The organism is Orbaceae bacterium lpD04, assembly GCA_036251935.1.
Lineage (GTDB): Bacteria > Pseudomonadota > Gammaproteobacteria > Enterobacterales > Orbaceae > Orbus > Orbus wheelerorum.
In genome coordinates this window covers 2569493-2591971 of the sequence record CP133967.1, presented here as the reverse complement: position 1 = coordinate 2591971, position 22479 = coordinate 2569493, and the positions used below count along the sequence as shown (strand labels likewise).

Below are 22479 nucleotides of genomic sequence, written 5' to 3'. Positions count from 1 at the left end.
ACGTTTTGGGGTATCGTTATGGTTCAAGATATAATTAAATTTATTGTCGATATTTTAAAAGTGCCAGCGGTACTCGTTGGTCTTATTGCTATGATTGGCCTCATTGCTCAACGAAAACCGCTAACCGATACAATAAAAGGCACAATAAAAACTATTCTTGGTTTTTTAGTTTTAGGCGGTGGGGCTGGCGTTGTTGTTAGTTCTATTACTCCTTTAGGTAATATGTTTGAGCAGGCTTTTGAGTTACAAGGAATTATTCCTAATAATGAAGCTATCGTTTCTATGGCATTGAATGAATATGGCACCGCAACTGCATTAATTATGGCATTTGGTATGGTTGCAAATATTGTTTTTGCAAGATTTACCCGTCTAAAATATATTTTTTTAACAGGTCATCATACCTTTTATATGGCTTGTATGATCGGCATTATCTTAACTGTCGCAGGGTTTGATGGTTGGCAGCTTATTTTCACAGGTTCTTTGACGCTTGGATTTGTTATGGCCCTTTTTCCTGCTATAGCACAATCACAAATGCGCAAAATCACAGGTTCAGATGATGTGGCATTTGGTCATTTTGGCACATTAGGTTATGTTCTTTCCGGATGGATCGGCGGGCTTGTAGGTAAAAATTCACCGTCAACTGAGCAAATGAATTTACCCAAAAATTTAAGCTTCTTACGTGATAGTTCGATCTCTATCTCACTGACAATGATGGTTATTTATTTGATTCTGGCTATTTGTGCTGGCTCTAATTATGTTGAGAGTAATTTAAGCGGCGGCAATAATTATTTAGTGTATGCAATTATTCAGGCAATCACGTTTGCTGCTGGTGTATTTATTATTCTTCAAGGAGTGCGTTTAATTTTGTCAGAGATTGTTCCCGCTTTTACTGGTTTTTCTGAAAAATTAGTGCCAAATGCAAAGCCTGCTCTTGATTGCCCAGTTGTATTTCCTTATGCACCCAATGCGGTATTAGTCGGTTTTCTCTTTAGTTTTATTGGCGGTTTAATAGGGCTATTTATACTGGGGAAATTAGATTTTGTACTTATTTTACCTGGCGTTGTACCTCATTTTTTTTGTGGTGCGACAGCCGGCGTTTTTGGTAATGCAATGGGAGGTCGTAGAGGCGCTATGTTTGGGGCGTTTGCAAATGGTTTGTTAATTACTTTTTTACCTGTTTTATTATTACCGGTCCTTGGTTCGCTTGGTTTTACCAATACTACTTTTTCTGATACTGATTTTTGTGGGATCGGCATTATCCTTGGCAATATGGCTCGCTTTTTTAATAAAGAGGTTATTATGGCAATTATGGTCGGAATTTTCTTGCTATTAGTTATTTATAATTATGCTGTTAAGCCTAGTATTCAAGCTCCTAAAAAGGAGCAATAAATGAAAGATGTGATAGCTAAAATAAATGATCTGGCTAAGCAAATTCGCATTTCTACATTAAAAGAACTGAATCATCTAGGATTTGGCCATTATGGTGGTTCAATGTCAGTTGTTGAAATATTAGCGGTGTTGTACGGCGGGGTTATGAAATATAACCCACAAAAGCCTAATTGGCCTGAACGTGATTATTTTGTAATGTCAAAAGGCCATGCAGGACCGGCTCTTTATAGTACGTTAGCTTTGAAAGGTTTTTTTCCTAAAGATGATTTAATGACTTTAAACCAAAATGGAACCACGTTACCTAGCCATCCAGATAGATTAAGAACTAAAGGGGTTGATGTAACGACTGGCTCGCTAGGGCAGGGTATTTCAATCGCTGCCGGAATAGCTTTAGCTCATAAATTATCGCATCGAGAAAATCGGGTATTTTGTATCATCGGTGATGGTGAGTTAAATGAAGGACAATGCTGGGAAGCATTTCAATTTATTGCTCACCATAATTTGCATAATTTGACTATTTTTGTTGATTATAATAAAAAACAATTAGACGGCACATTAGAGGAAATCATTAATCCATTTAATCTAAGCAATAAGTTTCAGGCATTTGGTTTTGATTCGCTAACGATTAAAGGTGATGATACACAAACAATTTATCAAGCGATTAAAACGCCTCGTAAGTACGATGAACGCCCTTTAATTGTGATACTTGATAGTATAAAAGGTCAAGGGATTAGTTATCTAGAAAATATGGTTAGTAATCATCATCTGCGTTTAACTGATGAGGCTAAAATTGAGTTAGAAAAAGCGATCGCACTATTGGAGGACAACTAATGTTTATTGTTGAAAATGATCCAATTGAAATGCGCAAAGTGTATTCTAAATTTATGCAAGAGTTTATCGGTAAAAATACTGAAATTATTGCCTTAGAAGCAGATCTAATGAGTTCAATGTCAATGGATAGTGTACATAATATGTATCCTAATAACGTTATCAATTGCGGCATTATGGAGTCTCATATTGTTGGTCTTGCCGCGGGTTTATCAATTGCTGGTAAGATCCCCTTTTTTCATACTTTTACTGCTTTTGCTAGTCGTCGCTGCTTTGATCAACTCTTTATGTCAGTTGATTATCAAAATAATAATGTAAAAATTATTGCTTCAGATGCGGGAATAACGGCGGTGCATAATGGTGGTACACATATGTCATTTGAAGATATGGGAATAGTGAGGGGACTTGCTCACGCGGTAGTATTAGAAGTAACCGACGCGACCATGTTTAGAGCTATTCTTGAGCAGCTCGTTCATTTAAAGGGGCTATATTGGGTTAGAACTATGCGCAAGAATGCCGTTACTATTTACCAACATGGCGAAAAATTCTCGATTGGTAAAGCAAAGATTCTACGAGAAGGTAAAGATGTAACATTAATTGCTAATGGGATCATGGTTGCTCAGGCCATGATAGCTGCTGATAAGCTAGCTACTCAAGGTATTAACGCAACTGTAATTGATATGTTTACTTTAAAGCCAATTGATCGTGAAGCTATTATTAAGTATGCAAAATTCACGGGTAAAGTGGTGACATGTGAAAACCATAATATTCATAATGGGCTAGGTTCAGCTGTTGCTGAAGTGCTTGTTGAAGAATGCCCAATTCCAATGCGTTTTATTGGTATAAAAGATCGTTATGGACAAGTTGGCACACTTGAGTTTTTAAAAAAAGAATATGAGCTCACGGCCGATGATATTGTTAAAGCAGTAAAATCATTTCCTTAAATTTTTTAATCATATAATTCTATTGTCTTTTTAGGACAATAGAATCCATTGCACTTCAAATATCTACTCATCTACTACTTTGTAAGTAATCCTTTTAGGTAGGTTACTTTTTATGGTTGCCTCTTTATACTACCCATAATTTTTATAAGGTTATTTACATTTCAAATTCTACATTTTAGTTTCCTTGGAGTCAGTTATGAGTAAAACATCTAAAGTCATTGAACAATGGCAGCCTGATGATAGCCAATTTTGGTTAAATACAGGTAAAAAAATAGCAACACGGAATTTATGGATTTCAATACCGTGTTTATTATTAGGATTTTGTGTCTGGATGCTCTTTAGTATTGTCGCAATTCATTTAAATTCTATTGGATTTAACTTTTCGACTAACCAGCTTTTTTTACTCACTGCAATTCCTTCTGTTTCTGGTGCATTATTTCGCGTACCTTATTCATTTGTTATTCCTATTTTTGGTGGAAGAAGATGGACCGCATTTAGTACTATTATTTTGATAGTACCTTGTTTATGGCTTGGCTATGTTATTCAAGATACAACAACACCATATTCAGTATTTATTGTGATCGCGTTATTATGTGGATTAGGTGGTGCAAATTTTGCGTCAAGTATGGCTAATATCAGCTTTTTCTTTCCTAAATCACATCAAGGTGGTGCATTAGGCTTGAATGGCGGACTTGGTAACTTAGGTGTTAGCGTTATTCAGTTAGTTGCTTCACTTATTATTTTTGTGCCTCTTTGTATTGGTGGGCCTGCAATATTGCCTAATGGCGCAGAATTATGGTTACAAAATGCGGCTCTGATTTGGGTACCATTCTTAATTATTTGTTCTGTTGCCGCATTCTTTGGCATGAATGATCTTGCTACAGCAAGAGCATCGTTTAAGCAACAATCTGTTGTCTTAAAAGACAAAACGATGTGGACACTAAGCCTACTTTATTTAGCTACATTTGGTTCTTTTATCGGTTTTTCTGCTGGTTTTGCAATGCTTAGTAAAACTCAATTTCCTGAGGTTGATATTGCAATGTTTGCCTTTTTTGGTCCTTTAGTCGGCGCAATTGGTCGACCATTAGGTGGGGCGATGTCAGATAAATTCAATGGTATTAGAATGACTTTCATTAATTACCTTTTGATGATTATTTTTGTGATCCTAGTCTTTACTACATTACCTGGCATTTTTAGCGAGCATGGTTCTTTTATCGGCTTTTATATTACTTTTTTACTATTATTTTTTACTGCTGGATTTGGTAGTGGTTCTACTTATCAGATGATTGCAATTGTTTTTCGCCAACATATTTTTAATCGTGCAACTAATAATGGTATAGATAAAAATCAAGCGACTAAAACGGCTGCAACAGAAACGGCTGCTGCATTAGGATTTATCTCTGCTATTGGCGCTATTGGTGGATTTGTTATTCCACAATTATTTAGCTTATCACTCGTGCTATTCCATTCGGTAAGCTATGCATTAATTATTTTCTTAGTCTTTTATATTGTCTGCGCGATTATTACAAAAGTTAATTATAAAGCACAGTAAATGTCTATTTTGTTGGGAGCAAAAATATGAGCAAGTTTATTGATCATTTAAGGTATTTTAAACAACGCAAAGGCACTTTTGCTGATGGTCATGGCGAGACGCTATCGACAAATCGAGATTGGGAAGATTCATATCGCCAGCGCTGGCAATACGATAAAGTTGTGCGTTCAACGCACGGAGTTAACTGTACTGGGTCATGTAGCTGGAAAATTTATGTTAAAAACGGACTTGTGACATGGGAGACTCAGCAAACTGACTATCCTCGAACTCGGCCTGACTTACCTAATCATGAACCACGCGGCTGTCCACGTGGTGCTAGCTATTCTTGGTATTTGTATAGTGCTAACCGAGTTAAATATCCTTTAATTCGTAAACAATTATTAAAATTATGGCGAGAAGCTAAAGAAAAGTACCCTGATCCCGTTGATGCATGGGGATCTATCATCAATGATAAAGATAAAGCACAATCTTATAAACAAAAACGTGGGCGTGGTGGCTTTGTTCGGGCTGATTGGCATGAAATTAACGAATTAATTGCGGCATCGAATATTTATACTATTAAAAAATTTGGTCCCGATCGTATTGCAGGATTTTCTCCAATTCCAGCAATGTCAATGATCTCTTATGCTGCAGGTGCAAGGTATCTTTCTTTAATTGGCGGAGCATGCTTATCATTTTATGATTGGTATTGTGATTTACCTCCTGCATCACCGATGACATGGGGGGAGCAAACAGATGTTCCAGAATCTGCTGATTGGTATAACTCATCTTATATCATCGCTTGGGGATCAAATATTCCTCAAACTCGAACACCCGATGCTCACTTTTTTAGCGAAGTCCGCTATAAAGGGACTAAAACAGTTGCTATTACACCTGATTATGCTGAGGTTTCAAAATTTAGTGATGAATGGCTTAGTCCACAGCAAGGGACAGATAGTGCTCTTGCATTAGCAATGGGACATGTCATTTTAAAAGAGTTTTATTACTTAAAAGAAACCGAATATTTTTCTAATTATGTTAGGCGCTATAGTGACTTACCAATGCTAGTCGTATTGGATAAACGCGATGGTGAAAATTATGCCGCTGGCCGTTTATTACGTGCCGATGATTTAGTCGATAAATTAGGTCAAAATAATAATCCAGAATGGAAAACAATTGCGATTGATGAATTGACAGGTAACTTAGTTGCCCCTCAAGGCTCAGCCGGATTTAGATGGGGAGAAAAAGGTAAATGGAATTTAGAAGCAAAAGAGGGCTTAGATCAAAAAGAAGTCAAATTACAACTTAGTTTACTTGGTAAACAAGATGACGTAATTGATGTTGGTTTTCCGTATTTTGCCAGCCAAGAACAAGAGCACTTTAAACATGTTGCGCTTAATGATGTGCTGTATCATAAATTGCCTGTTAAAAAAATTGTATTAGCAAATGGTGAAACAGCTTTTGTTACGACTGTTTATGATTTGATGATGGCTAATTATGGTATAGAACGCGGATTAAATGATGAAAATGCGGCATCAAGCTATAATGAAATTAAAGCTTATACTCCAGCTTGGGCTGAAAAGATAACGGGCATTAAGCAGGCTCAAATTATCAGAATTGCAAAAGAATTCGCCGAAAATGCTGATAAAACACATGGTCGCTCTATGATCATTGTTGGCGCAGGATTAAACCACTGGTATCACATGGATATGAATTATCGTGGATTAATTAATATGCTCGTTATGTGTGGATGTGTTGGTCAATCAGGTGGCGGCTGGGCTCACTATGTAGGTCAAGAAAAATTACGTCCACAGACAGGATGGCAGCCATTAGCATTTGCTTTAGATTGGCAAAGGCCTCCTCGTCATATGAATAGTACATCTTTCTTTTATAACCATTCAAGTCAATGGCGGCACGAATCGATTTCTGCAAGAGGGTTATTGTCACCATTAGCAGATAAAACAAAGTATAGCGATAGTCTAATTGATTTTAATATTAAATCAGAGCGTTTAGGTTGGTTACCATCGGCGCCTCAATTAAATATTAATCCTTTAACAATTGCTAAATTAGCTAAAGAGCAAGATATTGATCCAATTGCTTATACGACTGAATCGTTAAAAAATGGTTCAATCAAATTTGCATCAGAAGCTCCTGATAGTGAAAATAATTATCCGAGGCAAATGTTTATTTGGCGCTCTAACTTATTAGGGTCATCGGGTAAAGGGCATGAATATTTATTACACTACTTATTAGGGACTGAAAACGGTATACAAAATGCTGATCTCGGTGTACAAGGGCTAAATAAACCTCAAGAACTAGAGTGGCAAGATGATGCTATAACCGGAAAATTAGATTTAGTTGTTACTCTTGATTTTCGTATGTCTAGTACATGTCTCTTTTCGGATATTGTTTTACCCACAGCGACTTGGTATGAAAAAGATGATATGAACACTTCGGATATGCATCCATTTATTCATCCATTATCTGCTGCCGTAGATCCAGCTTGGGAAGCAAAAAGTGATTGGGATATCTATAAAGATCTCGCTAAAACATTTTCAGCACTTTGCGATGGCCATTTAGGTAATGAAGTTGACGTTGTTACGCTACCCATTCAGCATGATTCACCAGCTGAGCTTGCTCAGCCCTATGATATTAAAGATTGGAAAATGGGGGAGTGTGAATTAATACCAGGTAAAACAGCCCCTCACCTTATGAAAGTTGAACGCAACTATCCTGAAACTTATGCTCGTTTTACATCTATTGGTCCATTACTTGAAAAATTAGGTAATGGCGGTAAAGGAATTAGCTGGAACACGGAAACAGAAGTTAATTTCCTTAAGCAGCTAAATGGTAAGCAACAAAACGGTCAAGCTAAAATTGATAGTGCTATTGATGCAGCGGAAATGATCTTATCTCTAGCGCCGGAAACGAACGGTCAAGTTGCCGTTAAAGCTTGGAATGCATTAGGTCAAATTACAGGTCGAGATCATCGACACTTAGCATTAAATAAAGAAGATGAAAAAATTCGGTTTAGAGATATTCAAGCTCAGCCACGTAAGATCATATCTAGTCCTACCTGGTCAGGCCTTGAAGATGAGCATGTTTCTTATAATGCAGGTTATACAAATGTGCATGAGTTTATCCCTTGGCGCACATTATCTGGACGTCAACAACTTTACCAAGATCATCAGTGGATGAGAGATTTTGGTGAAAGTTTACTTGTTTATCGTCCTCCGGTCGAAACTAAATCAGTCAAACCACTATTAAATCAAAAGCCAAATGGTAACCCAGAGAGGGCGTTAAACTTTCTTACGCCACACCAAAAGTGGGGGATCCATTCGACTTATAGTGACAATTTAAGAATGTTAACGTTGTCACGTGGTGGGCCTGTTGTTTGGTTAAGCGAAATCGATGCACAAGCGTTAAATATTGAAGATAACGATTGGGTTGAAGCATTTAATACTAATGGGGCGCTGACTGCTAGAGCAATTGTTAGCCAAAGAATTCCAGCTGGCATGATCGTTATGTATCATGCTCAAGAACGATTAGTGAATCTTCCTGGCTCTGAAATTACAGGGCAAAGAGGTGGTATTCATAATTCCGTTACTCGAGTGTATCCTAAGCCAACACATATGATTGGTGGGTATGTACATCAAGCTTATGGATTTAATTATTATGGTACTGTGGGCTCTAACCGAGATGAGTTTGTGGTAGTGAGAAAGATGGCAAATATCGATTGGTTAGACGAGGAGGTAAAATCATGAAAATACGTGCACAAATAGGCATGGTATTAAATCTGGATAAATGTATTGGTTGCCATACTTGTTCTGTAACTTGTAAAAATGTTTGGACAAATAGGCCTGGTGTTGAATATGCATGGTTTAATAATGTAGAAAGTAAACCAGGTATTGGTTTTCCTGTTGATTGGGAAAACCAACAACGCTGGAAAGGTGGCTGGGAATTAAATAAAAAAGGTCGCTTGACACTTAAAGCCGGTAATAAGGTTGGATTATTATCTGGTATATTTTCTAATCCAAATTTACCACAAATAGATGATTATTATGAACCTTTTGATTATGATTATCAGCATTTACAAAATGCGCCAGAGTCTAAATCACAACCGATTGCAAGGCCGTATTCACAAATTACAGGTTTAAAGATTAATAAAATAATCGCTGGCCCAAACTGGGAAGATGATCTTGGTGGTGAGTTTTCCAAACGTAGTGAGGACTATAATTTTGCAAATATGGAAAAGCAAATTTATGGCCAATTTGAGAACTCTTTCTTAGCTTACCTACCTCGTTTGTGTGAGCATTGTTTAAATCCAGCTTGTGTCGCATCTTGTCCTAGTGGCGCTATCTATAAACGTGAAGAAGATGGTATTGTCCTTATCGATCAAGATAAATGTCGTGGCTGGCGGATGTGTGTATCGGGTTGCCCATACAAGAAAATCTATTTTAATTGGAAAAGCGGTAAGTCAGAAAAATGTATTTTTTGTTATCCTCGAATTGAATCAGGACAACCAACAGTTTGTTCGGAAACATGTGTTGGACGTATTCGTTATCTTGGTGTCATTTTATATGATGCAGATAAAATTCGTGAAGCAGCATCAGTTACCGATAATCAAGATTTGTATGAAAAGCAATTATCAATATTTCTTGACCCAAATGATCCAGAGGTTATTAAACAAGCTCTGGCTGATGGTATTGAGCAAAGTGTCATTGACTCTGCTCAAAAATCACCGGTTTATAAGCTAGCAATTGATTGGCAGCTTGCCTTACCATTACATCCAGAATATAGAACTTTACCAATGGTTTGGTATGTGCCACCGCTATCACCTATTCAGTCAGTTATTGGTGATAATGAGCTTGATAAGCAAGGTCTGTTATTAGATGTCGAACAACTACGAATACCTGTTCAATATTTAGCTAATTTACTCACCGCAGGAGATGAAAAACCAGTTTTGCGAGCATTAAGACGAATGATTGCAATGCGAGTCTATAAGCGCGGTGAAGAAGTAGATAATATCAAACACGACTCGATACTTAAAGAAGTCGGCTTAACTGAGCATCAAATTCAAGAAATGTATCGTTATTTAGCCATTGCAAATTATGAAGACCGTTTTGTTATACCGACTCATCATTCCGAACTGAAATCAGAACTATCTAGGTCTGCTTTTGTTGAGCAAGGCACGTGCGGTTTTACTTTTGGTGATGGCTGTAAAGGAAGTGACAACCCATTTAATTTGTTTAATGCGCAAAGAATTGATGCGGTAGATATTTCTGGTAATAAAGGAGAGCTATGATGAAATGTTGCAAAGTACTCTCTTATTTACTTGATTATCCAACAAATGAACTATGGCAAGCAAGTGATGAGTTAATCGATATTGTCAATTCATTAGATGAGTTAACGGCACGACAAAAAACTCAACTGGTAGAATTTATGACAAATTATTTTGCTATGTCATTGCTTGATGCTCAAGCAAATTACTATCATACATTTGAAGTGGGCAACTTAACCTCATTATTGTTATTTGAGCACGTTCATGGTGACTCTCGTGATCGTGGTCAAGCAATGATTGATTTGATTGAAAATTATGCCCAACAAGGTATTGAATTATCAGTTAATCAGTTACCCGATTACTTGCCATTATTTCTGGAATATCTTTCTTTACTTACTCAAGTTGAATGCCAAAAATGGTTAGGCAATATTGCATTAATTATTCGGCTATTAGGGCTAAGACTCGAAAAGAGGGGAAGTACTTACCAAGTATTATTTAATATACTTTATCAATTATCGCAACATAATGCTGATGATAATGAATTAATACAACGCGTTACTAATGAAGAGTCAGATGATTCAGTTGATGCTTTAGATAAAGCATGGGAAGAGACCCAAGTTTTATTTCAAGGGCCAATTAGTAATGATACTAAACATATCAATAATTCTACCTACTATATCACTGTAGGGGAAGATAAACGGAGTCGAATATGAGTTTTATTCATTCATTCTTTTTTGACTTTTATCCATATATTGTCACGGTTGTTTTTATTCTTGGTAGCCTTTTACGCTACGATTACGGACAATATACATGGCAAGCAAAGTCAAGCCAAATACTTAGCAAAAAAAATATGCGATGGGCTTCAAATCTATTTCATATCGGTATTATTGGTATTTTTCTGGGGCATATCGTTGGTCTATTGACTCCTCATTGGATTTACGAAAACTTTATTTCCGCCCATCATAAACAGATTCTTGCAATGACAGCCGGTGGGATTTGCGGAGTAATGGTGCTAATTGGTGGTGGTACTTTAATGTTACGCCGTTTATTTAACCCACGAATTAGAGCCACATCAAGCACTGGTGATATTCTTGTTATTGTGATTTTAGTTGTACAAGTTATTTTAGGACTCGCAACAATTATAGTATCAAGCCATCACCTAGATGGTAGCGTTATGCTGTCATTATCAAAATGGTGCCAAGATGTTGCAACATTTCAATTTGGAGCAAGTCGCAATCTTGTCAATGTTCCTATTATTTATGAAATTCATATTGTTCTTGGAATGACCATTTTCCTAATTTTTCCATTTACACGATTAGTTCATATCTGGAGCGCGCCTGCTGAGTATTTAGTAAGGCGTTATCAAATAGTTAGATCCCGAAGATAATGATTCGATTATTCGGCGCAATTTGCGCCGAACTTTTCTTATAGTTTTTACCTATCGCTATATCCCACTAAAACACTCGGTTAAATACTTGACTAAAAATAAAGGATATATACAATACTCTTCATACACAAGAGGAAATATAACTATGAAATTAACATCAAAAGGGCGGTATGCAGTAACAGCAATGCTTGATGTTGCACTTCATTCAGGTCAAGGCCCCGTATCACTTGCTGAAATCTCGGAACGACAAGAAATATCGCTTTCTTATTTGGAGCAGCTATTTGCTCGTTTGAGGAAAAATGGTCTAGTCAGTAGTGTTAGAGGTCCCGGTGGAGGATATGTTCTTGGACGGGGATTGGATGAAATAGCTATTAGCGCGATAGTAAAGGCGGTTGATGAGACTGTCGCCGCAACAAAATGTCATGGTGAAGAAGGTTGTCAAGGTGGAGTTAAATGCCTAACTCATACCTTATGGAATGATTTAAGTGAGCGTATCGATAGCTTTTTGAACAGCATTACACTAAGTGAGCTAGTTAAAAATAAAGATGTTCAAGCTGTAGCTGATAGGCAAAGCAATATTATACGTATAAATCATCTTAACTAAAAAATAGAATATTGATTATTGGAGCAAAAGATGAAACTTCCAATCTATATGGATTACGCGGCAACTACACCTGTAGATCCCAAAGTCGCAGAAAAAATGATGCAGTTTTTAACCCTTGATGGTATTTTTGGAAACCCAGCATCAAGATCACACAAATTTGGCTGGCAAGCTGAAGAGGCGGTAGATATCGCTCGTAATCAAATTGCTGACTTAATTGGCGCTGATTCTAGGGAAATTGTTTTTACATCGGGTGCAACTGAGGCGGATAACTTAGCGATTAAAGGTGCAGCTCACTTTTATCAAGTAAAAGGTAAGCATATAATTACTTGTAAAACAGAACATAAAGCAGTTTTAGATACATGCCGTCAACTTGAAAGAGAAGGATTTGAGGTCACTTATTTAACACCCGAATCAAATGGTATTATTGATTTAGCTAAGCTAGAACAAGTAATGCGAGATGACACTATTTTAGTATCGATTATGCACGTTAATAATGAGACAGGCGTAATTCAAGATATTGAAAAAATTGGTGAAATATGTCGAAGTAAAGGGATTGTGTTTCATGTCGATGCGACGCAAAGTGTTGGGAAACTTGATCTCGATTTAGCCAAATTAAAAGTCGATTTAATGTCATTTTCTAGCCATAAAATTTATGGTCCTAAAGGGATAGGCGGCTTATATGTAAGACGTAAACCTCGCATTCGTATTGAAGCTCAAATGCACGGTGGCGGCCATGAGCGAGGTATGCGGTCGGGCACACTACCAGTCCATCAAATCGTTGGCATGGGTGAAGCTTACCGCATAGCGAAAGAAAAGCAAGCTACTGAGATGGCTCGCCTGCAAAAATTAAAACAGCGCCTTTGGGATGGATTAAAAGATATTGATGAAGTGTATTTAAATGGATCATTAGAGCATGGCGTACAAAATATACTTAATGTCAGTTTTGCTTATGTCGAAGGTGAATCATTAATGATGGCATTAAAAGATCTTGCTGTTTCGTCAGGTTCTGCCTGTACATCAGCAAGTCTTGAGCCATCTTATGTATTAAGAGCTTTAGGGCTAAATGACGAGCTTGCACACAGTTCTATTCGTTTTTCAATAGGTCGTTTTACGACAGAAGAAGAGATTGATTACGTTATCAAACTTCTTCATGACTCAATTGGGCGTTTACGTGAATTATCTCCACTGTGGGAAATGTTTAAAGACGGTGTCGATTTAACTCAAATTAAATGGTCAGCTCATTAATCATAATCAACGAGGAAAATATTATGGCTTATAGTAATAAAGTAGTCGATCATTACGAAAATCCTCGTAATGTGGGGTCATTTGATAAAAATGATCCAAATGTCGGTAGTGGCATGGTGGGTGCACCTGCATGTGGTGACGTTATGCGTTTACAGATTAAGGTTAATGAGAGTGGTATCATTGAAGATGCTAAGTTTAAAACCTATGGTTGTGGTAGCGCTATTGCATCAAGCTCTTTAGTGACTGAGTGGATAAAAGGTAAATCACTTGATGAAGCTGGCGCGATAAAAAATACAGATATTGCTGAAGAACTTGCTTTACCTCCAGTAAAAATTCATTGTTCTATTTTGGCTGAAGATGCGATTAAAGCGGCAATTGATGATTATAAAAGTAAAAAAGGCAAATAAGTGTCAGATCAATAATAGATAAAGATAAGGATTAAGTATGTCTATTACATTAACACAAAGCGCTGCAGACCGAGTTCAATCGTTTTTAACTAACCGAGGTAAAGGGGTTGGTTTAAGATTAGGTGTAAAAACCTCAGGTTGCTCTGGAATGGCTTATGTACTTGAATTTGCTGATGATATTAATGATGATGATAATGTTTTTGAAGATAAAAATGTCAAAATTATTGTTGATAAAAAAAGCTTGGTTTATATCGATGGTACTGAATTAGATTTTGTCAAAGAAGGATTAAACGAAGGGTTTAAATTTAATAACCCAAATGTTCATAATGAATGTGGGTGCGGCGAAAGCTTTAACGTTTAATTAATTTATTATTTTAGTGATAAGTAAGGTATGCCGAGAATGTTTGATACTCAAAATTATTTTGTATTATTTCAGCTTCCATTAACGTTACCAATTAATATCACTGATCTTAATACGCAATATCAGCAATTACAAAGACAGTTTCACCCTGATAATTATGTGTTGGCCAGTGATCATGAAAAAGCGGCAATAATGCAAAAATCAGCGATCATTAACTTCGCTTATAAGACGTTAAAAGATCCGATTAAAGCGGCAGAATATCGAGTCAGCCTTGAAAATATGAATGTTGATATTGAGCATGATATTATTTGCGATCCGGAGTTTCTTGGTGAACAGTTTGATTTGCGTGAAAAACTTGATGATATTGAACAACGATGTGATTGGTCTTCATTAGACGAATTCTATGATGAAATTATTTTAAAAAATAAAGAGATATATCACTCGTTATTATTAGCAATTGAACAAAGTAATTGGCAAATCGCTAGAGTGATCATTTATCGATTACGTTATTTAGCTAGGCTGATTGAACAAATAGAGTTACTGCAAGAAAAACAATTTGATTTATAATATCGTATTATAAATTAGTTACAGTAAGAGATAATTTAATGGCGTTATTACAAATTAGTGAGCCGGGGCAAACCCCCGAGCCCCACCAACACCGATTTGCTGTCGGTATCGATTTGGGGACAACTAACTCGCTAGTTGCGGTAGTTCGTAGCGGACAAGCAGAAACATTAGCCGATATTGATGGCGAGCATTTACTTTCTTCTGTGGTTCATTATCATCATGATAATAATGGCAATACATTGGTGACAGTTGGAAAGCATGCAAAAGATAATGCATCTTTAGATCCTAAAAACACAGTTAGTTCTATAAAACGTTTAATGGGTAGACGTTTAGCTGATATTGATGAATCGCAATTTCCTTATTTATTTTCGGCAACCGAAAATAGTGTTCCTGTTCTGAACTTACCGAATAGAAATGTTAATCCTATACAGGTGTCTGCAGATATTTTAAGTACCCTTGCTACAAGGGCAAAAGAGTCATTAGGCGCGGAATTAGATGGTGTCGTTATTACTGTGCCAGCTTATTTTGATGATGCTCAGCGTCAAGCGACAAAAGATGCTGCCAATTTAGCGGGTTTACATGTGCTGCGATTACTCAATGAGCCAACAGCTGCTGCAATTGCCTATGGCTTAGATTCTGGCCAAGAAGGTACTATTGTTATTTACGATCTTGGTGGGGGCACATTTGATGTTTCAATCTTACGTCTTAGTCGTGGCGTTTTTGAAGTTCTTGCGACAGGAGGCGATTCGGCATTAGGTGGTGATGATTTTGATAATTTATTAGCAAAATGGATAGCGCAACAAGCTAATGTTGATGTTACAGGTGATCCTTATTTACATCGACACCTTCTAGACTTGGCAATAAAAATAAAAATAGAATTATCTGATAAAAAGCAAGTTTCAATTGAATTTCAAAACTGGCAAGGTGAGATAACTCGATGTCAATTTAATCAACTCATTGAGCCTCTGGTTAAACGCACACTTTTAGCATGTAGGCGAGCATTAAAAGATGCTAATGTTGAACTTGATGACGTGGTCGAAGTTGTGATGGTTGGCGGCTCTACGCGAGTTCCTTGTGTTCGTAATCAAGTTGAACAATTTTTTGGGGAGCCACCATTAACATCGATTGATCCCGACAAAGTGGTTGCGATTGGGGCAGCAATTCAAGCAGATATTTTAGTTGGTAACAAGCCTGATTCTGACATGCTATTACTTGATGTGATCCCATTATCACTGGGTATTGAGACCATGGGTGAATTGGTCGAGAAAATAATTCCTCGTAATAGTACGATCCCATGTGCTAGAGCACAGGAATTTACGACGTTTAAAGATGGTCAAACGGCAATGATGATCCATGTATTACAAGGTGAACGTGAAACCGTCGCAGATTGTCGTTCATTGGCTCGTTTTACACTGCGAGGCATTCCACCAATGCCTGCGGGCGGCGCACATATAAGGGTCACGTTTCAAGTGGATGCTGATGGATTACTTAGCGTCACTGCAATGGAAAAATCAACAGGCATTCAAGCTGCAATACAAGTAAAACCATCGTATGGGTTAACGGATAATGAAATTGCTAATATGATTCAAGATTCATTAAATTATGCTGAATATGATAAATTAACTCGAAAATTATTAGAACAAAAAGTTGAAGCAAATAGGGTGATTGAAAGTTTACAAATTGCACTTGAAAAAGATGCTGATTTGCTGTCATCTAATGAACTTAATCGTATTTTAAATGAAAAACATCAACTTGAAGTTGTTGCTCAAGGCCAAGATAGCTATCAAATTGAGAAACAGATCAAAAATTTAGATAATGTGACACAGAATTTTGCTGCGCTTCGAATGGATCGTTCGATAAGACAAGCGTTAACGGGTCATAAAGTAGATGAAATTTAATTGATTTAAAAGAGAAAATTATGCCAAAAATTACATTTTTACCAAATGAAGCACTTTGTCCTGAGGGCAAAACTGTTGAGGCACAAGAAGGTGAATCAATCTTAGATGTGGCTTTGCGTAATGATATTGAAATTGAACATGCTTGTGAGATGTCTTGTGCTTGTTCTACTTGTCACTGCATAGTTCGCGAAGGATTTAATTCGCTTGAAGAGAGTGATGAACAAGAAGACGATATGTTAGATAAAGCATGGGGCGTTGAGCCACATAGCCGCTTGAGCTGTCAAGCGAGGGTAACGGATCAGGATCTAGAAGTTGAGATCCCAAGGTATACTCTCAATCATGCAAAAGAAGATCATTAAAATAAAATGCGCCCAAAAAGGCGCTTTTTTTATTCCATAATGGCTTAGATTAATTATTTTTTTTCGCTAATAAAGTTGCAAAACGCAGTTTCATTTTATTATTACTAATCCCCATTTTATGGATTTCTCCCATATTTTCATTGTACTTTATGATATCCCAATCGTGATAATAATTTTTTAACTCTTGTTCTTTAAAAGCAAATGAGAAAGGTACAGGCACTGGGCTGGGGCAATCATCTGTCGACATTGCACTCACAATTAGATTATACCCTTTGGGCTTTGTTACTGACTTTATATTATTGATAATAGTTTCAATCCGTTCTGGCTGTAAAAACATCATAACTGACGTTGACATAATAAAATCATATTCACCTTGTAACGTTGCTTGATTAATATCGTAAACATGAGCCTGAATATTTTTAAGTTCATCTTGTGTAATAATATTATTAATTTTTGTTACATTAAGATCTATTTTATCTAGTGCAGTCACATCAAAGCCACATAGATTTAGATAAAGTGCATTACGGCCTGAACCACAACCTAAATCGAGTGCCTTGCCTTTAGATATTATTTTACAGGTTTCTATGACTTCGCTATTTGGCAACTTTAAATCATACTTTTGGGTACCATATTCTTCTTTAGTACAATATAAAGTAAGTTGGCATTCTATATCATCTGAAACACTTACTATTTTATGCCATTGTAGTGGTGCGATAAAAGGAGGCTGATTATCTGTTGAAAAATAGTGCATACTAATAACGCGACCCCGTTCATCTAGGATCGCAAAATCCATGTCCCCGTTAAGTATTTTAAGTTTTGCAAAAGCCCCTGCTTGCGTATTATGTTTTTCTTTAAAAATTTTAGGTAATGTTTGTTTATTCCAGATTGGGAGAGTTTTATAACTTACTATATTCTTTATCATCTCTAGCATCCTCTCAATTGACAAATACTTGACTATTATAGTCAAGTATTTACTAGGAAACTATTCATTTTTTATATTTAAAATAAATTTTATATTATAATAATAGCTTACAACAATATTTTAACGAAAAATCAACATTTTTACTCAATAAATGATTATTTTTTATGAAGCAAATATATCAAGCCATAAATATTAACTTGATATATTCATTTATTTTTCGCGCTTTATTTCACCGTCAATTATTGTAAAAAATTTAAAATGAATCGTTAGTATAATTCCTGCAATGAAATCACCTGTTCAGCTGGATTGTGATCTAACGCTACGGTTGTTGCATATGCGGCATTCATAGTTGTGTCATAATGAACTTTATATTGAATAGCACTACGACGTAGTATTTTTGAAGCTTCAATTGCTGCTCTTCCCGATGTTGTGTTTAAGATGTAGCTATATTCACCATTCTTGATATAGTCGTGAATATTTGGGCGGCCTTCGGTTTCTTTTTTTACTTCTCGGCAGTCAATACCTTGAGATTTAAGAAAAGTTGCCGTGCCATTTGTTGCATCAATTGTGAAACCATGTTCGATGAGTGTTTTAGCTATTTCTATAACTCGCTTCTTATCCTGATCACGGACTGAAAGTAAAGCCTTACCCGATTTTTTTATATTTGACAAGCTACCTAACTGAGCCTTAGCAAACGCCTCTGCAAAGGTTTTACCTATTCCCATTACTTCACCAGTTGAGCGCATTTCTGGCCCTAAAATAGGATCTACGCCGCTAAATTTATTAAAGGGTAATACGACTTCTTTCACTGAATAGTAGGGCGGGATTATTTCTTTTATTATGTTTTGTTGTAATAGTGATTGCCCTGCCATAACACGTGCTGCAATTTTAGCTAGTGGCATTCCAGTTGCTTTTGAAACGAAAGGTACCGTTCTTGCTGCTCTTGGATTAACTTCAATCAAATAAATTTCATTATTTTTTATTGCGAATTGTGCATTCATTAAGCCTTTAACATTAAGGGCTAACGCTAATTGTTTAGCTTGCTCACGTAACTGAGTTAAAATTTCCATGCTTAATGTATGTGTTGGTAGCGAACAAGCTGAGTCGCCAGAATGAACCCCCGCTTGTTCTATATGCTCCATAATGCCACCAATTACAACATTATTGCCATCACTAATTACGTCAATATCGACTTCAATAGCATCATCAAGAAAATGATCTAATAAAACAGGCGCATTATTTGATTCACTTACCGCGGTTTTAAAATAACGTCTTAAGTCATTTTCATCATAGACAATTTCCATTGCCCTACCACCAAGAACGTAAGATGGACGAACGACTAAAGGGTAACCAATTTTTTCTGCGGTGATAATGGCTTGTTCTAAATCAGAAACAGTACCATTGACTGGCTGTTTTAATTTTAAATTATCAACAATTTGCTGAAAACGCTGGCGATCTTCTGCTTGGTCTATAGAATCAGGAGACGTCCCAATAATGGGTACACCAGCAGCTTCAAGTGCGCGAGCTAATTTAAGAGGGGTTTGACCACCATATTGCACAATGACACCTGTTGGTTTTTCTACATGTACGATTTCAAGTACGTCCTCTAATGTTACTGGCTCAAAATAGAGCCGATCAGATGTATCATAATCAGTTGATACGGTTTCTGGATTACAATTGACCATGATTGTTTCATAGCCATCTTGATGTAAAGCCAGTGCCGCATGTACACAGCAATAATCGAACTCAATGCCTTGTCCAATACGGTTTGGCCCACCACCAAGGATCATTATTTTCTTTTGTTCAAATTGTGGCTTGGCTTCACACTCATCTTCATAAGTTGAGTATAAATAAGCCGTATTTGTTGCAAATTCTGCCGCGCAAGTATCAACACGTTTGTAGACTGGGTAAAGGTTAAGTTTATGACGTTTATGGCGAATTTCATATTCTGGAACATGCAATAATTTAGCGAGCCTTGCATCAGAAAAACCTTTACGTTTAAGCAGCCTTAACATGTCATAATCAAGTTTATCAAGTGAGGTTTGACTGACACTTTGCTCAAGTTTAATAATTTGTTGTATTTGAACCAGGAACCAACGGTCGATATGTGTTAATTCAAACACCTCATCTAATGTAAAACCAGCTCTAAAGGCATCGCCAATATACCAAATTCTTTCAGCGCCTGCTTCTTGTAATTCTCTACGAATTTTTGCTAACTCATTATTTTCAATATAATTATCTACTTTAGGGTCGAAACCTGTTGCACCAACTTCAAGTCCCCTTATGGCTTTTTGTAGTGATTCTTGAAAAGTTCGACCAATCGCCATGACTTCTCCAACTGATTTCATTTGAGTTGTTAAACGATCATTACAGCCTACGAATTTTTCAAAATTAAAACGAGGAATTTTTGTTACTACATAGTCGATTGATGGTTCAAATGACGCCGGCGTTTTTCCCCCAGTAATATCATTTGCGAGTTCATCAAGTGTATAACCAATAGCTAATTTTGCTGCAATTTTAGCAATAGGAAAGCCCGTTGCTTTAGATGCTAATGCTGACGATCTCGATACGCGAGGGTTCATCTCAATAACGATTAAGCGTCCCGTTTTTGGGTCTACTGAAAATTGAACATTTGATCCACCGGTTTCAACACCAATTTCACGTAATACCGCTAATGAGGCATTACGCATAATTTGATACTCTTTATCCGTCAATGTTTGGGCTGGTGCAACAGTAATCGAATCACCAGTATGAATCCCCATCGGATCAAAATTTTCGATTGAGCAGACAATAATACAGTTGTCATTTTTATCGCGAACGACTTCCATTTCATACTCTTTCCAACCAATTAATGATTCATCAATTAATAGTTCATTTGTTGGTGAAAGATCTAAACCTCGTAAGCATATATCTTCAAATTCTTCACGATTATAAGCAATCCCCCCACCGGTGCCTCCCATCGTGAATGATGGTCTGATAATACAAGGAAATCCGACTTGATTGAGTACATCATTTGCTTCACTTAAAGTATGTGCAATACCACTACGGGCAGTTTCAAGACCAATTTTTTTCATTGCTTGATCAAAACGTCTACGATCTTCTGCTTTATCAATTGCATCAGCGGTCGCACCGATCATTTCAACATTGAATTCTTTTAAAACACCTTGTTTTTCTAATTCTAATGCGCAGTTAAGGGCTGTTTGCCCTCCCATTGTTGGTAGAATTGCATCCGGTTTTTCTTTTTCAATGATTTTACGTACCGTCGTCCAGTGTATTGGTTCAATATATGTCGCATCAGCCATTTCAGGATCGGTCATAATTGTTGCTGGATTTGAATTGACTAAAATGACTCGATAACCTTCCTCACGCAAAGCTTTGCACGCTTGAGCTCCTGAATAATCAAATTCACATGCTTGGCCAATAATAATAGGTCCAGCACCAATGATTAGGATACTTTTTATATCAGTTCGCTTTGCCATCTTGTTATTGCTCCTGCTTATAAATAGAGATTAATTCGATAAAATGATCAAATAAATAGGCTGCATCATGTGGACCAGGGCTTGCTTCTGGGTGACCTTGAAAGCTAAACGCTGGTTTTATATTGTGATGAATACCTTGTAGTGATCCATCAAATAATGATTTATGGGTAACTCGGAGATAGTTTGGTAAAGAGGCTTCATCGACGGCAAAGCCATGATTTTGAGCGGTAATTATTACTTTATTTTTTTCAATATCTTTTACAGGGTGATTACCACCATGATGACCAAATTTCATTTTGACCGTTTTAGCTCCACAAGCCAGAGCAAGCAACTGATGACCTAAACAAATTCCAAAAATAGGGATATCTGTTGTTAAAAATTGTTGAATTGCCTCGATCGCGTAAGTACATGGCGCAGGATCGCCTGGCCCATTAGATAAAAAAATACCATCAGGGTTGAGGGCTAATACTTCATTTGCAGGTAATTGTGCAGGGACAACAGTAATGTTGCATCCTCGGTCTGCTAACATGCGTAAAATATTTCTTTTAATACCAAAATCATAAGCTATTACGTTATATTGGCGCGTATTTTCTGTTTTTTTAGTCAGGTTGTCATGATCTAATGTCCACGTACCATCAAGCCAATTATAATGTTGTTTGGTTGTGACCTCTTTCGCCAAATCAAGCCCATTAATACCTTTAAAGTTTTGAGCTTTAAATAGAATTTGATCTGCTTTTTGTAATAACTCATCTTTATTGTTACCAGAGACAATGCAGCCATGCAGAGCACCTTTTTCTCTTAAAATGCGCGTTAGTTTTCGTGTGTCTATATCTGAAATCGCAACAATATTATGTTTTTTTAGGTAGGTAGTTAAATTTTCAGTACTACGAAAATTACTTGTAATTAAGGGAAGATCTCGAATAATTAAGCCTTTAGTATAAATTTTAGTCGATTCTTCATCATCAGGATTTGTCCCCACATTACCAATATGTGGATAAGTTAATGTAACAATTTGCTCAGCGTAAGAGGGATCCGTTAGAATTTCTTGATAGCCTGTCATTGACGTATTAAATACTACCTCTCCAACGGTTTCTCCATCAGCCCCAATTGACTTACCTAAAAATTGGGAACCATCTTGTAGAATAAGAATCGCATGATTTTGCATAATAAATGACAACCTTATTTGAATAATAAATCATTATTTATGAATATAAATTCACGATAGTTTACATCGATAAATTATAATAACAACTATTTTATTATAATAAATTGGATAA

18 protein-coding genes are annotated in these 22479 nt (G+C 36.6%); 15 read left to right on the top strand and 3 right to left on the bottom strand.

Annotation, left to right across the window (positions count from 1 at the left end):
• Positions 1-18: 18 nt before the first annotated feature.
• The 15 genes from RHO14_11415 (at position 19) to fdx (ending at position 16801) form a co-directional block, all read left to right on the top strand.
• Positions 19-1389, top strand: a complete 1371-nt coding sequence (locus tag RHO14_11415; protein WVD70953.1) for a PTS ascorbate transporter subunit IIC — start codon at positions 19-21, stop codon at positions 1387-1389.
• Complete coding sequence (locus RHO14_11410; protein WVD70952.1) at positions 1390-2220, top strand: transketolase; 831 nt, start codon at positions 1390-1392, stop codon at positions 2218-2220.
• On the top strand, positions 2220-3161 hold the full coding sequence (locus RHO14_11405; protein WVD70951.1) for a transketolase family protein: 942 nt from the start codon (positions 2220-2222) through the stop codon (positions 3159-3161). Before RHO14_11410 ends, RHO14_11405 begins: the two co-directional genes overlap by 1 nt.
• Before the next feature lie 196 nt (positions 3162-3357).
• Positions 3358-4713 carry a NarK family nitrate/nitrite MFS transporter gene (locus RHO14_11400; protein WVD70950.1) on the top strand — a complete coding sequence of 452 codons (1356 nt, stop codon included), beginning with the start codon at positions 3358-3360 and terminating at the stop codon, positions 4711-4713.
• 26 nt (positions 4714-4739) lie between these two features.
• Positions 4740-8456 (top strand): nitrate reductase subunit alpha, encoded by a 3717-nt coding sequence (locus tag RHO14_11395; protein ID WVD70949.1) that lies wholly within the window; start codon positions 4740-4742, stop codon positions 8454-8456.
• A complete protein-coding gene (gene narH / locus RHO14_11390) occupies positions 8453-9997 on the top strand; it encodes a nitrate reductase subunit beta (protein WVD70948.1) in 1545 nt (514 codons plus the stop codon). The genes RHO14_11395 and narH overlap by 4 nt, the downstream gene beginning before the upstream one ends.
• Entirely contained in the window at positions 9994-10686 is a 693-nt protein-coding gene (gene narJ / locus RHO14_11385; protein WVD70947.1) for a nitrate reductase molybdenum cofactor assembly chaperone, read from the top strand. Before narH ends, narJ begins: the two co-directional genes overlap by 4 nt.
• On the top strand, positions 10683-11360 hold the full coding sequence (narI, locus tag RHO14_11380; GenBank protein ID WVD70946.1) for a respiratory nitrate reductase subunit gamma: 678 nt from the start codon (positions 10683-10685) through the stop codon (positions 11358-11360). The genes narJ and narI overlap by 4 nt, the downstream gene beginning before the upstream one ends.
• 145 nt (positions 11361-11505) lie before the next feature.
• Positions 11506-11964 (top strand): Fe-S cluster assembly transcriptional regulator IscR, encoded by a 459-nt coding sequence (gene iscR, locus RHO14_11375; GenBank protein WVD70945.1) that lies wholly within the window; start codon positions 11506-11508, stop codon positions 11962-11964.
• Between the two features lie 30 nt (positions 11965-11994).
• Positions 11995-13209: an IscS subfamily cysteine desulfurase gene (locus RHO14_11370; GenBank protein WVD70944.1), complete on the top strand. Its 1215-nt coding sequence runs from the start codon at positions 11995-11997 to the stop codon at positions 13207-13209.
• 23 nt (positions 13210-13232) lie between these two features.
• Positions 13233-13616, top strand: a complete 384-nt coding sequence (gene iscU, locus RHO14_11365) for a Fe-S cluster assembly scaffold IscU (GenBank protein ID WVD70943.1) — start codon at positions 13233-13235, stop codon at positions 13614-13616.
• A 37-nt stretch (positions 13617-13653) separates the two neighbouring features.
• On the top strand, positions 13654-13977 hold the full coding sequence (gene iscA / locus RHO14_11360; protein ID WVD70942.1) for an iron-sulfur cluster assembly protein IscA: 324 nt from the start codon (positions 13654-13656) through the stop codon (positions 13975-13977).
• A 39-nt stretch (positions 13978-14016) separates the two neighbouring features.
• Positions 14017-14544, top strand: coding sequence for a Fe-S protein assembly co-chaperone HscB (hscB, locus tag RHO14_11355; protein WVD70941.1), 528 nt, complete (start codon positions 14017-14019; stop codon positions 14542-14544).
• Positions 14545-14582: 38 nt separating this feature from the next.
• On the top strand, positions 14583-16442 hold the full coding sequence (gene hscA / locus RHO14_11350; GenBank protein ID WVD70940.1) for a Fe-S protein assembly chaperone HscA: 1860 nt from the start codon (positions 14583-14585) through the stop codon (positions 16440-16442).
• Positions 16443-16462: 20 nt separating this feature from the next.
• Complete coding sequence (gene fdx, locus RHO14_11345) at positions 16463-16801, top strand: ISC system 2Fe-2S type ferredoxin (protein WVD70939.1); 339 nt, start codon at positions 16463-16465, stop codon at positions 16799-16801.
• Between the two features lie 49 nt (positions 16802-16850).
• On the opposite strand, the gene tehB is transcribed toward fdx, so the two are convergent.
• The 3 genes from tehB to carA form a co-directional block, all read right to left on the bottom strand.
• A complete protein-coding gene (tehB, locus tag RHO14_11340) occupies positions 16851-17723 on the bottom strand; it encodes an SAM-dependent methyltransferase TehB (GenBank protein ID WVD70938.1) in 873 nt (290 codons plus the stop codon).
• Positions 17724-17989: 266 nt separating this feature from the next.
• Entirely contained in the window at positions 17990-21202 is a 3213-nt protein-coding gene (gene carB / locus RHO14_11335; GenBank protein WVD70937.1) for a carbamoyl-phosphate synthase large subunit, read from the bottom strand.
• Between the two features lie 4 nt (positions 21203-21206).
• The gene (gene carA, locus RHO14_11330; protein ID WVD70936.1) at positions 21207-22367 is read right to left on the bottom strand and encodes a glutamine-hydrolyzing carbamoyl-phosphate synthase small subunit; all 1161 of its coding nucleotides are present in this window, start codon (positions 22365-22367) and stop codon (positions 21207-21209) included.
• Between the last annotated feature and the right edge of the window lie 112 nt (positions 22368-22479).

Coding starts and splice junctions, on each gene's coding strand:
- narI (WVD70946.1), top strand. CDS start 10,683: ATGAGTTTTATTCATTCATTCTTTTTTGACTTTTATCCATATATTGTC.
- hscA (WVD70940.1), top strand. CDS start 14,583: ATGGCGTTATTACAAATTAGTGAGCCGGGGCAAACCCCCGAGCCCCAC.
- iscU (WVD70943.1), top strand. CDS start 13,233: ATGGCTTATAGTAATAAAGTAGTCGATCATTACGAAAATCCTCGTAAT.
- iscA (WVD70942.1), top strand. CDS start 13,654: ATGTCTATTACATTAACACAAAGCGCTGCAGACCGAGTTCAATCGTTT.
- RHO14_11405 (WVD70951.1), top strand. CDS start 2,220: ATGTTTATTGTTGAAAATGATCCAATTGAAATGCGCAAAGTGTATTCT.
- RHO14_11410 (WVD70952.1), top strand. CDS start 1,390: ATGAAAGATGTGATAGCTAAAATAAATGATCTGGCTAAGCAAATTCGC.
- carB (WVD70937.1), bottom strand. CDS start 21,202: ATGGCAAAGCGAACTGATATAAAAAGTATCCTAATCATTGGTGCTGGA.
- carA (WVD70936.1), bottom strand. CDS start 22,367: ATGCAAAATCATGCGATTCTTATTCTACAAGATGGTTCCCAATTTTTA.
- narJ (WVD70947.1), top strand. CDS start 9,994: ATGATGAAATGTTGCAAAGTACTCTCTTATTTACTTGATTATCCAACA.
- narH (WVD70948.1), top strand. CDS start 8,453: ATGAAAATACGTGCACAAATAGGCATGGTATTAAATCTGGATAAATGT.
- iscR (WVD70945.1), top strand. CDS start 11,506: ATGAAATTAACATCAAAAGGGCGGTATGCAGTAACAGCAATGCTTGAT.
- RHO14_11415 (WVD70953.1), top strand. CDS start 19: ATGGTTCAAGATATAATTAAATTTATTGTCGATATTTTAAAAGTGCCA.
- RHO14_11395 (WVD70949.1), top strand. CDS start 4,740: ATGAGCAAGTTTATTGATCATTTAAGGTATTTTAAACAACGCAAAGGC.
- tehB (WVD70938.1), bottom strand. CDS start 17,723: ATGATAAAGAATATAGTAAGTTATAAAACTCTCCCAATCTGGAATAAA.
- RHO14_11370 (WVD70944.1), top strand. CDS start 11,995: ATGAAACTTCCAATCTATATGGATTACGCGGCAACTACACCTGTAGAT.
- hscB (WVD70941.1), top strand. CDS start 14,017: ATGTTTGATACTCAAAATTATTTTGTATTATTTCAGCTTCCATTAACG.
- RHO14_11400 (WVD70950.1), top strand. CDS start 3,358: ATGAGTAAAACATCTAAAGTCATTGAACAATGGCAGCCTGATGATAGC.
- fdx (WVD70939.1), top strand. CDS start 16,463: ATGCCAAAAATTACATTTTTACCAAATGAAGCACTTTGTCCTGAGGGC.